Origin of the sequence: Amycolatopsis sp. NPDC048633, assembly GCF_040650695.1 — a bacterium.
GTDB lineage: Bacteria > Actinomycetota > Actinomycetes > Mycobacteriales > Pseudonocardiaceae > Amycolatopsis.
Map to the genome: position 1 here is coordinate 97,088 of NZ_JBEZHS010000007.1, position 12,796 is coordinate 109,883.

11 protein-coding genes are annotated in these 12,796 nt (G+C 71.7%); 5 read left to right on the forward strand and 6 right to left on the reverse strand.

What is annotated here, in order from left to right; genetic code table 11:
- The first annotated feature begins 97 nt into the window (after positions 1-97).
- The gene (gene metE / locus AB0C38_RS16070; protein ID WP_360672959.1) at positions 98-2,338 is read left to right on the forward strand and encodes a 5-methyltetrahydropteroyltriglutamate--homocysteine S-methyltransferase; all 2,241 of its coding nucleotides are present in this window, start codon (positions 98-100) and stop codon (positions 2,336-2,338) included.
- A gap of 37 nt (positions 2,339-2,375) precedes the next feature.
- Here the strand turns inward: metE and AB0C38_RS16075 are convergent, their stop codons facing one another.
- A complete protein-coding gene (locus AB0C38_RS16075) occupies positions 2,376-2,780 on the reverse strand; it encodes a pyridoxamine 5'-phosphate oxidase family protein (protein WP_360672961.1) in 405 nt (134 codons plus the stop codon).
- Positions 2,781-2,861: 81 nt separating this feature from the next.
- On the opposite strand from AB0C38_RS16075, the gene AB0C38_RS16080 reads away from it, so the two are divergent.
- The 4 genes from AB0C38_RS16080 to AB0C38_RS16095 all read left to right on the forward strand — a co-directional run bounded on the left by AB0C38_RS16080 (position 2,862) and on the right by AB0C38_RS16095 (position 8,045).
- A complete protein-coding gene (locus tag AB0C38_RS16080) occupies positions 2,862-3,773 on the forward strand; it encodes an AraC family transcriptional regulator (protein WP_360672964.1) in 912 nt (303 codons plus the stop codon).
- Positions 3,774-3,860: 87 nt separating this feature from the next.
- Positions 3,861-5,321, forward strand: coding sequence for a cytochrome P450 (locus AB0C38_RS16085; protein ID WP_360672967.1), 1,461 nt, complete (start codon positions 3,861-3,863; stop codon positions 5,319-5,321).
- Positions 5,322-5,590: 269 nt separating this feature from the next.
- Positions 5,591-7,408 (forward strand): diguanylate cyclase, encoded by a 1,818-nt coding sequence (locus AB0C38_RS16090; RefSeq protein WP_360673403.1) that lies wholly within the window; start codon positions 5,591-5,593, stop codon positions 7,406-7,408.
- 175 nt (positions 7,409-7,583) lie between these two features.
- Positions 7,584-8,045 carry a peroxiredoxin gene (locus AB0C38_RS16095; RefSeq protein WP_360672970.1) on the forward strand — a complete coding sequence of 154 codons (462 nt, stop codon included), beginning with the start codon at positions 7,584-7,586 and terminating at the stop codon, positions 8,043-8,045.
- Between the two features lie 230 nt (positions 8,046-8,275).
- On the opposite strand, the gene AB0C38_RS16100 is transcribed toward AB0C38_RS16095, so the two are convergent.
- The 5 genes from AB0C38_RS16100 to AB0C38_RS16120 all read right to left on the reverse strand — a co-directional run bounded on the left by AB0C38_RS16100 (position 8,276) and on the right by AB0C38_RS16120 (position 12,714).
- A complete protein-coding gene (locus AB0C38_RS16100; RefSeq protein WP_360672973.1) occupies positions 8,276-8,797 on the reverse strand; it encodes a GNAT family N-acetyltransferase in 522 nt (173 codons plus the stop codon).
- Positions 8,794-9,327: a GNAT family N-acetyltransferase gene (locus tag AB0C38_RS16105; RefSeq protein WP_360672976.1), complete on the reverse strand. Its 534-nt coding sequence runs from the start codon at positions 9,325-9,327 to the stop codon at positions 8,794-8,796. Before AB0C38_RS16105 ends, AB0C38_RS16100 begins: the two co-directional genes overlap by 4 nt.
- A gap of 42 nt (positions 9,328-9,369) precedes the next feature.
- Positions 9,370-10,575 (reverse strand): LCP family protein, encoded by a 1,206-nt coding sequence (locus AB0C38_RS16110; protein WP_360672979.1) that lies wholly within the window; start codon positions 10,573-10,575, stop codon positions 9,370-9,372.
- Positions 10,576-10,678: 103 nt separating this feature from the next.
- The gene (locus AB0C38_RS16115) at positions 10,679-11,926 is read right to left on the reverse strand and encodes a cyclopropane-fatty-acyl-phospholipid synthase family protein (RefSeq protein WP_360672982.1); all 1,248 of its coding nucleotides are present in this window, start codon (positions 11,924-11,926) and stop codon (positions 10,679-10,681) included.
- Positions 11,927-12,021: 95 nt separating this feature from the next.
- Positions 12,022-12,714, reverse strand: coding sequence for an alpha/beta fold hydrolase (locus AB0C38_RS16120; RefSeq protein ID WP_360672985.1), 693 nt, complete (start codon positions 12,712-12,714; stop codon positions 12,022-12,024).
- Positions 12,715-12,796 lie beyond the last annotated feature (82 nt).

Genomic DNA, 12,796 nt, shown 5'->3' on the forward strand with positions numbered 1-12,796 from the left:
GGCGTGCGCGAGTCCGGGCCTCGCGGGATGGGCACGACCGAAACGCTCGCCTTCGCGCGCGTCCGGACTCTTCGGACTAGCTCGCGAGGAGAGAGCTGTGACCATCGGCACCACTGTGCTGGGCTACCCCCGGATCGGCCCGGACCGGGAGCTCAAGCGCGCTCTGGAACGCTATTGGGCGGGCAAGATCGACGAAGCCGCCTTGCTGGCCGTCGGCCGCGAACTGCGTCAGCGGACCTGGCTGGAACTGCGGGACGCCGGGCTGGACTCGGTCCCGTCCAACACGTTCTCGCACTACGACCAGGTGCTCGACACCGCCGAGCTGTTCGGCGCGCTGCCCGCTCGGCCCGGTCTTTCGCCGCTCGACACGTACTTCGCCGCCGCTCGGGGCGTCCAGGACGCGCCGGCGCTCGAGATGACCAAATGGTTCGACACCAACTACCACTACATCGTCCCCGAACTGGGGCCGGACACCGAGTTCACCCTCGCCGGGACCAAGCCCCTCGACGAATACCGGGAAGCTCGTGCGCTCGGCATCGAGACGCGGCCGGTGCTGGTCGGGCCGGTGACGTTCCTGCTGCTGAGCAAGGGCACCGACGGGTTCCGCCCCTTGGACCTGCTCGACACCCTGCTCCCCCGCTACGCCGAACTGCTGGCGCGGCTGCACGACGAAGGTGTCGAGTGGGTGCAGCTCGACGAGCCCGCGTTCGCCGCCGACCGCACCGAGGCCGAGCTGAACGCGCTGATCCGCGCGTACCACTGGCTCGGCAAGGCGGCCGCCCGGCCGAAGCTGCTGGTCGCCGGGTACTTCGGCGGACTCGGCCGCGGCCTCGGCGCGCTGGCCCGCTCCCCCATCGACGCGCTGGCCGTCGACCTGGTCACCGACGAGTCCTTTGTGGACGCAGTCGCCGCCGAACCGGCGTTGCGGGACAAGGAGGTGCTGGCCGGGGTCGTCGACGGGCGCAACGTCTGGCGGACCGACCCGCAGCGCGCGCTGAGCCGGGCCGCGACCCTGCTCGGCGTCGCGAAGTCGGTCAGCGTGTCGACGTCGTGCTCGCTGCTGCACGTGCCCTACGACGTCGCGCGGGAGGACCTGCACCCGCGGCTCGCGGGGTGGCTCTCGTTCGCGCGGCAGAAGGTCGACGAGGTCGTGCTGCTCGGTCGCGCCCTGCGCGGGGAGGACGCGGACCTGGCCGGCGCGCGTGCCGCCGTCGCCGATCGCGCCTCGGCGGCCGAACTGGCCGACTCCGGCGTCCGCGCCCGGCTGGCCGCGCTTCCGGACGTCGCCCGGGCGCCGTATGCGGAGCGGGCAGCGGCTCAGCAGGCCGCGCTGGGTCTCCCGCCGCTGCCGACCACGACGATCGGCTCGTTCCCGCAGACCCTGGAGGTCCGCAAGGCGCGGGCGGCGCACCGCGCGGGCACGCTCGACGACGCGGGCTACGCCGCCGCGATGCGTTCGGAGGTGCAGCGGGTCGTCCGGCTGCAGGAGGAGCTGGGCCTCGACGTCCTCGTGCACGGCGAGCCGGAGCGCAACGACATGGTGCAGTACTTCGCCGAGCAGCTGACCGGTTTCGCGGCGACCGCGCACGGCTGGGTGCAGTCCTACGGCTCCCGCTGCGTCCGCCCGCCGATCCTCTACGGCGACGTCTCGCGGCCGGCGCCGATGACGGTCGAGTGGGCGCGGTACGCCCAGAGCCTGACCGCGAAGCCGGTCAAGGGCATGCTGACGGGCCCGGTGACGATCCTGGCGTGGTCGTTCGTCCGCGACGACCAGCCCCTCGGCGAGACGGCGCGGCAGGTGGCGCTGGCGATCCGCGACGAGGTGCACGACCTGGAGGCGGCGGGTATCCGCGTCGTCCAGGTCGACGAGCCGGCGCTGCGGGAGCTGCTGCCGCTGCGGTCCCGCGCGCATCGGGCGTACTTCGACTGGGCGGTGTCGGCGTTCCGGCTGGCGACGTCCGGGATCGCCGACGCGACGCAGATCCACACGCACATGTGCTACTCGGAGTTCGGGGAAGTGCTCCCGGCGATCGACGCGCTGGACGCGGACGTCACGTCGATCGAGGCGGCGCGTTCGAAGATGGAGGTGCTCACGGACCTGAACGCGGGCGGCTTCGGCCGCGGCGTCGGGCCGGGGGTGTACGACATCCATTCTCCGCGAGTGCCTTCGTCGTCCGAAGTGGCTTCGTTGCTACGGACGGCGGTGGGCGCGGTGCCGGCTTCGCGGGTGTGGGTGAACCCGGACTGCGGGCTGAAGACCCGCGGGTATGCGGAGGTCGAGCCGGCGCTGCGGAACCTGGTCGAAGCGGCCCGGGAGGTGCGCGCCGAGCTGGGTTGAGGCGAACGCCCCGGGCGGTGCGCCCGCCCGGGGCCGTTCAGTAGGCGTAGCGGTGCACGGTTTCCGGGTGCAGGACCAGCCGAACCTGGTCCGTGGCCAGGATTCCCTTGAGGTCGGCCGCTCGGGCCGGGTCGTCGAGGTCCCAGTAGCGAGCGGCCAGGCGCGCGGCGAGGTCATGCGCGCCGTCGGGTTCCACCGTGACGCGGCCGGCGGCCGAAACCCACCGCTCGCGTTCGCCCACCGGCGCGGCGACCACGAGAGACGCGCGGGGGTCGCGGCGCAGGCGGCGCACCTTGGGCGCATCGGGTTCCGAGAACAGCTGGATCGTGCCGTCGGCAGCGGCCTCGAACCACACCGGGCGCGGTTGGCCGCCTGCCACGGTCAGGAATCCGTGCAGCGGGCGGCGGAGGAACTCGAGGTCCTGCTCGGTCAACGCGGTCATGCCGTCCAGTCAACCCGACCGGCTCGGACGATCCCATGGCTGAGACCCCGGAATGCCTGTCCGATCGTCTAACCTGAGGGCGTGGACGCGTTCGGTGACCTGCGAGCGCACGGCTCGCTGTTCGGCAGCTCGACCCTGTCCGCGCCTTGGGCGCTGCACTTCGTCGACGGCGCGCCGTTGACGCTGTGCACCGTCCTCGACGGGAGCGGCTGGATCGCGCCGGAGCACGGCGAGCCCGTGCCGCTGAACGCCTACGACACGGTCGTCGTGCGCGGGCCCGGAACCTTCTCCTTCGTCGACGAGGTCGGCACCGGCGCCGAGCCGGTGTCCTGCGGCGAACACTGCGCGACACCCGAAGAAGGCGGGACGCGGCACCGCCGCGGCTGGCACGACCCCGGCGACGGCGCGACGACGTTGATCGTCGGCGCCTACCCGGTGCGCGGTGAGATCGGCGCCCGGCTGCTGGACGCACTGCCCGCCGTCCTGCGCGTCGAAGGTGGGGGCACCGGCGACGCCGTCCTGGACCACCTCGCCGCCGAGGTCGCCGTCGACGCGCCCGGCCAGCAGGTCGTGCTCGACCGGCTGCTCGACTGGATGCTGGTCTGCACCCTGCGCGAGTGGTTCGACCGGCCCGGCGGCGAACCGCCGGCCTGGTGGACCGCGCAGCGCGACCCGGTGGTCGGCCAGGCGCTGCGTCTCCTGCACGCCGAACCGGCCGCGCCGTGGACGGTCGGGGCGCTGGCGGACCGCACCGGGGTGTCGCGGTCGACGCTGGCCAAGCGGTTCGCCGACCTGGTCGGTGAGCCGCCGCTGACCTACCTCACCCGCCGGCGCATGACGCTCGCGGCCGACCTGCTGGCCGAGCGGGACGACAAGACGGTCGCGGAGGTCGCCCGCGCCGTCGGGTACGCCGACCCGTTCGGGTTCAGCGCCGCGTTCAAACGGGTCCGGGGCGCGAACCCCAGCGAGTTCCGCCGCGCGGCGGCGCGCTGAGAAGCCACCCGAAAAGAGGGCGGCCCAGGTGTTGTCACATCGCCAACAAGGGTGCATCGTGGAGGGGTAGCCGATCTCAGCGGGGAGATGGTCACTTTGCCGGGCACCGTGAGCCGAGCCGCCGAAGCACTGCGCGAACGCGTGCCGCCGCTGACCTCGCTCCCCCTCCCCCATCGGGTCGACGAACGCTGGCTGCACTCGCGCTGGCCCGTCAAGGAACTCGCGACGCCGCCCGCGGGCAGCGGCCTCAAGCCCGTCCTCGGTGACGAAGGCCCGCCGGTCGTCGGGCACATGCTCGAGATGATGCGCTTCGGGCCCGCTTTCGGCCTTCGCCGCTACGAGCTCTACGGCCCCGTGTCGTGGACCGGCGGGTTCGGCCGGCGGATCGTCGCGCTGTCCGGGCCGGAGGCGACGCAGATCGCGCTCGTCAACAAGGACAAGGCGTTCTCGCAGGAGGGCTGGAAGTTCTTCATCGAGAAGTTCTTCGAGCGCGGCCTGATGCTGATGGACTTCGGCGAGCACCACCTGCACCGCCGGATCATGCAGGAGGCGTTCACCCGGCAGCGGCTCGTCGGCTACGTCAACGAGATGGGCCCGGCGCTGCGCGAAGGCGTCGCGAGCTGGGGGTCGACCGAGCGGCCGCGGCTGTACTGGGCGCTCAAGCAGCTGACCCTCGACGTCGCGACGCGCGTGTTCATGGGCATGCGCAGCGGCGGCGACGCCCACCGGATCAACCGCGCGTTCGTCAGCTCCGTGCGCGCCGGCACCGCGCTGGTGCGCTTCCCGGTGCCCGGCGGGCGCTGGTCGGCCGGGTTGCACGGGCGGAAGGTCCTCGAGCGCTACTTCAGCGAAACCCTGCCCGCCAAGCGGAAGTCGGCCGGCGACGACCTCTTCACCGCGCTCTGCCACGCCACCACCGAGGACGGCGACCGGTTCACCGACACCGACATCGTCAACCACATGATCTTCCTGATGATGGCCGCGCACGACACGACGACCATCACCAGCAGCGCCATGGCGTACTACCTCGCCAAGCACCCCGAGTGGCAGGAACGCGCCCGCGAGGAGTCCCTCGCCCTCGGCGACGACGTCCTCGACATCGACGCCGTCGACAAGCTCGAAACCCTCGACCTCGTCATGAAGGAAGCGCTGCGACTGGTCGCGCCGGTGCCGTCGCTGACCCGCCAGACCGTCAAGGACACCGAGGTGCTCGGCCACTATATCCCCGCGGGCACCCTGTGCGGCGTCTCGCCGACGATCAACCACTTCACGCCGGAGTGCTGGACGAACCCCTTCGAGTTCGACCCCGAGCGGTTCGCCGAGCCGCGCCGCGAGGACAAGTCCCACCGGATGGCGTGGATGCCGTTCGGCGGCGGCGCGCACAAGTGCATCGGGCTCCACTTCGGCGGTCTCGAGGTGAAGTTGCTGATGCACGAAATGCTGCGGGCCCACCGCTGGTCGGTTCCGGAGAGTTACACCGCGAAGTGGGATTACGTGTCCCTGCCGGTGCCCGCCGACGGTCTCCCGGTCCGGTTGACCCCTCGCTGACCCGTGCCGCCGACCAACGCTGACCAACGCCGACCAACACTGTCCACCATTGCATACGCCGTGTGACAAAAAGTTACCGCATGTGGAGATTCGTTCACTCGTTCAGCCGGTAGACACCCCGTTACGCGCATGATGACGTGGCATCGGTCACGGGTGAGGGGTACCTAGTGTGGCTTCATGATCCCCGACACCGTGTCTGAACTGGCCTGACCTGTGCGTGAAGAGGGTGGAGTGTGCCTGAGTCCGGTGCCGCGCCAGGACTGCTGGACGTGGCGCGCCGGTGGGCGGCGACGTTGGCCGACACCAAAGGAGTAACACTTCCCCTGGAAGAGCTCGAACCGCTGCTGCTGGAGATCGCGCACGACGCGGTCGACCACGCCGGCTCGGGCCACGGCGGCGCCCTGCACCGGTTCACGGCGCTCTACGCCGCGTCGCCGATGGGGATCGCACTGGCCGGCCCGGACGGCGAGATCGTGGAGGCCAACCTCGCGCTCGGCCAGCTGCTCGGCTGCTCGCCGAACCGGTTGCGGGGCCGGCACCTCACGGACCTCGGCTCGACCGACCACGACGTCTCGCGGCTCAAGGCGGGGCTCGAGAAGGTGCGCTCGGGGCGTGAGCGCTACCAGGAGCGGATGCTGCTCGACCACACCGAGGACGGGCAGCTCTGGACCGACGTCACCCTCGCCCGGCTGCCCGGTGACCGGCCGGGCTCGGTCTACCCGGTGCTGATGGTGTCCGACGCGAACGAGCTGCACCTGCTGCAGGAACGGCTGCTGCACCAGAACGTGCACGACCCCCTGACCGGGCTGCCGAACGCGTCGTCGTTCACCACCAAGCTCGAAGCGACGCTCGGCGCCGGCGCGCGCGACGACATCGCGCTGATCTACCTCGACGTGGACGGCTTCAAGGTGGTCAACGACGGCCTCGGCGCCGGCGTCGGCGACCAGGTGCTGCGCGGGGTCGCCGGCAAGCTGTCCGCCGTCTTCACGGGCCACCACGACGGGTTCGTGGCGCGGTTGTCCGGTGACGGCTTCGCGGTGCTGCTGCGGGGCGAGCTCAGCGCGTCCGAGGTCGTCGAACTCGTCGAACGGGCGCTGGAGGACCTCAACGAGCCGATCTACCTCGGCGGCCACGGCATCGGCGTGAGCGCGAGCGCGGGCATCGTGGTGCGCGCGGCCGTCGAGGGCGGCGGGGCGGAGCTGCTGCGGGCGGCGGAGATCGCGCTGCACCGGGCCAAGGAGGCCGGCAAGGCGCAGTGGATGCTGTTCGACCCCGAGCTGGACGCCCGCGACCGCGGCCGCTACCAGCTGGGCGCGGTGATCGCCGGGGCGCTGGAGAACGGCGAGTTCTCGCTCGTCTACCAGCCGACGGTGAAGCTCGCCGACCCCGACCGCCTCGCCGCGGTCAACGCCGGGCTGCGCTGGAACCACCCGGAGAAGGGCGACCTCGGCTCCGACGAGTTCTACCCGCTGGCCCAGACCACGGGCATGACGGTGCCGCTGGGCCGCTGGCTCCTGGCGGAGTCCCTGGCGGCGACGGCCCGCTGGCGGGCGCGCTTCGGTTCGGCGGCCCCGGACGTGTGCGTCCAGCTGCCGACGAGGCTGGCGATCGACCCGGACCTGGTGCTGCTGGTGAGGGAGCAGCTGGACAAGCACGAGCTGCCCCCGAACGCGCTCCGGCTGTGCACGGACCGCGAATCGGTCCTCGACCCGGGCGGCGAGGTGCTGGACTCGTTCGCGGTGCTGTCCGACCTGGGCACGCAGCTGGTGCTGACGATCTCCGGCTCGGCGGACCTGGAGCTGATCCCCCAGCGCGGGCTGCCGGTCCACCACGTGGTCCTCTCGGGCGCGGTGGTCGACGCGCTGGACACGGACTCGCCGCCGGAGCCGGCGCTGCGGCACCTGACGCAGCTGGTCACGCGCGCCCGCGAGCTGCAGCTGCGGGTGGGCGCGGAGGGCGTCCGCACGCACGAGCAGGCGGCCCGGCTGCGGCAGCTGGGCGTCCTGGCGGCCCGGGGCCCGTTCGTGAGCGATTCGGCGACCGGCGACGAGGTCGACGAGCTCATCGCCCGGCACCCCGCCCCCTGACCCGAGCGCCCCGATGTGGCCTTCGGTGCGTTCGACGCACCGAAGGGCCCCATGGGTGCGTTGAACGCAACCAAGGCCACATTGGGGCGCTTCGGCGGGGGAAGACCAAGCCGGTTCCGCGGCGGCTCCGAAGACCCGGCAGGATGGGTTCTGCCGCCGACGAGAAGGGACCTCCATGGACGCCGGAGACCTCGCCCCCGATTTCACGCTGCCCGACGACCAGGGCGCCGACCGCACGCTGTCGGACTTCCTGGCCACCGGCCCGGTGGTGCTGTTCTTCTACCCGGCCGCGATGACCGGCGGCTGCACGGCGGAGAGCTGCCACTTCCGCGACCTCGCCGCCGAGTTCGCCGAGGTCGGCGCGCACCGCATCGGCATCAGCCCGGACGGCGTCACCAAGCAGCGCCAGTTCTCCGAGGCCAACAGCTTCGACTACCCCCTGCTGTCCGATGTGGAGGGTGAGGTCGCCAAGCAGTTCGGCGTCTGGCGGAAGCTGCTGCCGCTGCACGCCAAGCGCGCCACGTTCGTGATCGGCGAGGACCGGAAGATCCTCGAGAAGATCAAGAGCGAGCTGAACTTCACCGTCCACGCCGACCAGGCGCTCAAGGTGCTGCGGGAGCGGAACAAGGTCTCCTGAGCGTCAGCGACGCCACCCGCGGGGCGGCCAAGGCCGCGGCCGGCACACTCCGGCCGCCGGCCACCCCCTCGGGCTGTCGCGCCGGCGCCGCCGGCCGCCAGGCCGCCGGATCGCGTACTCGTGCGCGTCCGCGCGGTTCCCGCGTTTCTCGGCCCGGTTCGTGAAGTCACGGCGCTGGCACAGCCACCGGTGGCTCGACTCGGTTCCGCGCGGGAAAGCCAGTGTCTCTCTCACGGCCGCTCCAATCGCCAGACATGGTTGGTGCCCGTGCACGCCGGGGCGAGCGGCTTCTCGGCGGGCTCTTCGCGCACCTTCACGAAGCCCAGCCGCTCGGGTACCGCCCCGCTGCGGACGTTCCGCTCGTCGTGCTTGATCTCGACGTACCCCGCGCCGAGCCGGAATGCCTCGGTGGTCAGCAGCGAAACCGCACGCGTCATCAGACCGCGGCCGACGAAGTCCCGCGCCAGCCAGTAGCCGATCTCGACGCCGCCCTCACGCGCCATCACGCCGATGCCGCCCGCGACGCTGTCGCCGACGCGGATGGCGAAGTCGTGCGTTTCCCCGGTCTCCCAGTGCTTCCGGGTGCGCTCCAGGAACTCGGCGCTGTCTTCGGCGGTGTAGCCATCGGTCGCCCAGATCAGCCACGCGCCGAGGTGCTCCAGCGACCCGGCGACCGCCGCGCCCAGCACATCGGCGTCCTCGGACTGCCAGCGAGCGAGAGTGAAACCGCTCTCGATGTACGACGACTTCACGGCTTCTCCTTCCGCCACACCTGCTTGACGCCCACGCACGCGACCGGCCGGTCGCCGGCGTCCCCGGGTTCCTTGCGCACGAACGAAAACCCGAGCCGAGCCGGAATCGCTCCACTTCGGACGTTCGCCTCGTCGTGCCGGATCTCCGCATACCCCGCGCCGCGGCGGAACGCGTCTTCGAGCACCAGCTCGACCGCGCGGGTCACCAGGCCGCGGCCGGTGAAGTCCTTCGCCAGCCAGTAGCCGATCTCGACGCCGCCCTCGCGGGTCATCACGCCGACGGCCCCCGCGAGCGAACCCCCGGCCCGGATCCCCCACTCGTACGCCCGGCCGGTCTCCCAGTTCTCGTGCGTCAGCCGCAGGAACGCGGCCGCGTCCTCGTCCGTGTAGCCGCCGGCCGCCCACGGCACCCAGTCGGCCAGGTGCTCGCCGGAGCCCGAGACCGCGGCCTGCACCGCGACGGCGTCTTCGAAACGCCAGCGGGTCAGCGAAAACTCGTCACGGGTCAAAGTCTCGGCCGGGGTCTCCATGGGTCCCATGGTGCCCCGGCCGAGCCCTCGAGCGCTCCCGAATTAATTGACGATGATGCTGTCCGGGATCTCCGTGTCGTTCTTCAGCGCGTCGAACAGCTGCTTCGACTTGGTCTTGTCCCAGTTCTCCGCCGACCCGTTGGTCACCGGGACCGTCGTCGTCACCACGCCGCCCGAGGAGATCCCGCGCATCGCGATCGCCAGGCCGGCCAGGTTGTGCACGTGGTCGCCCGAGTCCATGGTCAGCGCGTCCGGGCCTGAGCCCAGCAGCGGGAAGAAGTGGAACGGGTTGAGCAGCGTGCCCGGGCTGGCGATCTGGCTGACCAGCGCGCCGATGAACTTGCGCTGGTTGGCGACGCGGTCGAGGTCCGAGCGCGGCGTCGCGTCGCTGTGGCGCATCCGGACGAAGCCCAGCGCCGAGCGGCCGTCGAGCGTCTGGGGGCAGCCCGCCTTGATGCTGATCCCGGTGACCGTGTCGTTCATGTCCTGGTCGATGCACATGTCGACACCGCCGATCGCGTCGACGATCTTGGCGAACCCGCCGAAGCCGATCTCGGCGTAGTGGTCGATGTGCAGCCCGGTCGCGCCTTCGACGGTCTGCGCGAGCAGCTTCGGCCCGCCCAGCGAGAACGCCGCGTTGATCTTGTTCTTGCCGTGGCCGGGGATCGCCACCTGCGAGTCGCGCGGCAGCGACAGCAGCGTCGGCTTGGTGGAGTTGTCCGGGAGGTGCGCGACCATGATCGTGTCGGTGCGCTGCCCGCCGCCGGCGGCCGCCACGTCCCCGGTGGCCAGGCGTTCCTCGTCCTCGGTGGTGAGCCCCTCGCGGCTGTCGGAGCCGACGATCAGCCAGTTGGTGCCGGACGCCGCGACCGGGCGGCCGGAGTAGTCGGTGAGCGCGTCCACGCGCTTGATGGAGAACTCCAGGTAGACCCAGATGCCGGCGAAGAAGACGACGAACACCAGCAGCAGCGTCAGCAGGATCCGGCCGAAGCCCCAGCGACGCCGGCGCGGTGGCCGGGACGGCGGGTAGTCGTCGTCGACCGGGCGCCGGGGCGGGTCCTGGCGCGGCGGAGGCGGCGCGTACTGCCGCTCGTCCTCGCGGGTACCCATCGGGCGGGTCCGCTCGTCGTACGGGCTCTGACCGCGGCCGGGCAGCGGCATCATCTGCGCGCGCTGGTGGTCGCGGGAGCGCCCGCCGGGCCGGGGCGGCGGCATCCGGCGCCCGCCGTCATCGCCACGGTACGTCATCACCCATCACCCAATCCCGATCCGGACAAACGTGTCGTCGTCAGTAGACCGCACGTCCTCGGAAGGAGGACGTGCGGCACCGGGGTCGGGTTGTCCGGCGAAGTTACTTGTCGGTCGCCTCGTAGCCGAACTGGTGCACCTTGAGGTACCCGGAGCGGAACCCGGCCTCGGAATAGGCCAGGTAGAACTCCCACATCCGGCGGAAGACGTCGTCGAACCCGAACCCGGCGATGTCGGTCCAGCGGTGCAGGAACCGTTCGCGCCACAACCGTAGCGTGTGCGCGTAGTCCTGGCCGAACTCACGCATCCCGGCCAGCTTGAGCCGGGTGTTCGCGACCAGGCCGTCCTCGATCGAGCGGACCGACGGGATGATGCCGCCGGGGAAGATGTACTTGTGGATCCAGGTGTAGGCGCGCGAGGCCGCCAGCATCCGGTCGTGGTCCATGGTGATGGCCTGCAGGCCGAACCGCCCGCCGGGGCGCAGCCGCTCCCCGATCGTCGCGTAGAACGCCGGCCAGTAGGACGCGCCGACGGCCTCGATCATCTCGACGCTGACCACGGCGTCGTACTGGCCGCTCGACTCGCGGTAGTCGCACAGCTTCACGTCGACGCGGTCGGAGAACCCGGCCGCCGCGATGCGTTCGGTGGCCAGCGCCCGCTGTTCCTCCGAAATGGTCAGGGAGGTCACGGTGGCGCCCCGGGCCGCGGCGCGGATGGCGAGTTCACCCCATCCGGTACCGATTTCGAGGACCTCGCTGCCCGCGCGGACGCCGGCGTAGTCCAGCACGCTGTCGATCTTGCGGTGCTGGGCGGCGGTGAGGTCCTCGCCGGGGCCGAACAGCGCCGAGGAGTACATCATCGACTCGTCGAGGAAGGTGCCGAAGAGGTCGTTGGACAGGTCGTAGTGCCGGTGGATGTTGGCCCGCGCGCCTTCGAGGGTGTTCTCCTCGGCCGGCGGCTGCGTGCGCTCGGCGATCCGCCGGAACTTCTGCAGCACCGGCGGCACGAGGGTGGCCATCCGCTCGGCGAACGGCGTCAGCACCTCGGCCAGGTCGGACGCGGTCCAGTCGCCGGCCATGTAGGACTCGCCGAAGCCGATCTTGGCGTCGACACCGAGGCGGTGGAAGAAGGACTCGGGGCGCAGAATACGCATTTCGGGCGATTCCGGCCCGCCGGCGCCGAGCACGGTGCCGTCCGGGAACGTCACCCGCACGTCCAGCGGGCGGACCGCGCGACGGAACAACGCGGCGGCGATCCGCGCGCGCAGCGCCGACTGCGGCGGGCTGGCCAGACCCGGCCAACGGGACTCGTCGGGAATGTCCTGAGCGCGGTCAACACTCGAGGTGGTCACGGGTTCTCCCTCCGGCCGGCCAGGTGCGCCGGTGATCGATCGTAGTCGCGGCACCCCCGCGGCGCGCTTCGCAATATGCCCTGTTCGGGGTGGTGTCACACGGGTATTCGCAGCCGCTCGGGCCCCGGTGCGGCCCACGCTCCGCGGAGCTCGTCAGCGGTGTCCCCGGCGAGCACTTCCAGTGTGAAAGCAATCGTGAGCCGGGTCCACACGGACGACCGGCGGAGCATCGCGTGTCCTTCGTTGGCGATCTCGAACCGGGCGACGCGGGCGGCGACGCCCTCGGCGCGTTCGGCGAAGGCGTGCGACTCGGCGGGGCTGGTCATCCGGTCGCGGGTGCCGTGCACGATGAGCACCGAACGCCCGGCGACGGCGTCCACCGGCTCGCCCCGCGGCGTCCACGGTGCCAGCGCGCAGACCCCGCGCACGGCCGGGTCGTCGGCCACGCGCAGCGCCACCCGGGCACCCATGGAGTGCCCGACCAGCACGACCGCCAGGCCCGGGTGGTCGGCGCGGATCCGCTCGAGGGCCCAGCGGGCGTCGTCGACCGGGTCGAGGACGGGAGCGTTCCAGCCGTACCGGCGGTTGCGCAGCAGCCGCACCTCGACGCCGTCCTTGCGGCCGGCCCGGTGCAGGGCGCGCGCGATCGGGACCATCCGGAGGTAGGCCAACTTCCAGGGCGGCACGCTGCCCGTGCTGCGCTCGGTGCCGCCGTGCAGCACGAGCACGACCGCCTCGGTCCGCCCGCGTGCCGGCCACACCGACACCGCCGGTTCCGCTTCGCTCACCCGTGTCCTCCCGTCGCCCGCATCCGGGTCAACCCCGCCCGCCCACCGGGCTATTCCACCGCGTACCACCATCTTCGCGGTA

Excerpts from the sequence above, each read along its gene's own strand:
- AB0C38_RS16075 (WP_360672961.1), bottom strand. The coding sequence starts at position 2,780 with ATGACCGCGTTGACCGAGCAGGACCTCGAGTTCCTCCGCCGCCCGCTG.
- AB0C38_RS16085 (WP_360672967.1), top strand. The coding sequence starts at position 3,861 with ATGGTCACTTTGCCGGGCACCGTGAGCCGAGCCGCCGAAGCACTGCGC.
- AB0C38_RS16095 (WP_360672970.1), top strand. The coding sequence starts at position 7,584 with ATGGACGCCGGAGACCTCGCCCCCGATTTCACGCTGCCCGACGACCAG.
- AB0C38_RS16105 (WP_360672976.1), bottom strand. The coding sequence starts at position 9,327 with ATGGAGACCCCGGCCGAGACTTTGACCCGTGACGAGTTTTCGCTGACC.
- AB0C38_RS16110 (WP_360672979.1), bottom strand. The coding sequence starts at position 10,575 with ATGACGTACCGTGGCGATGACGGCGGGCGCCGGATGCCGCCGCCCCGG.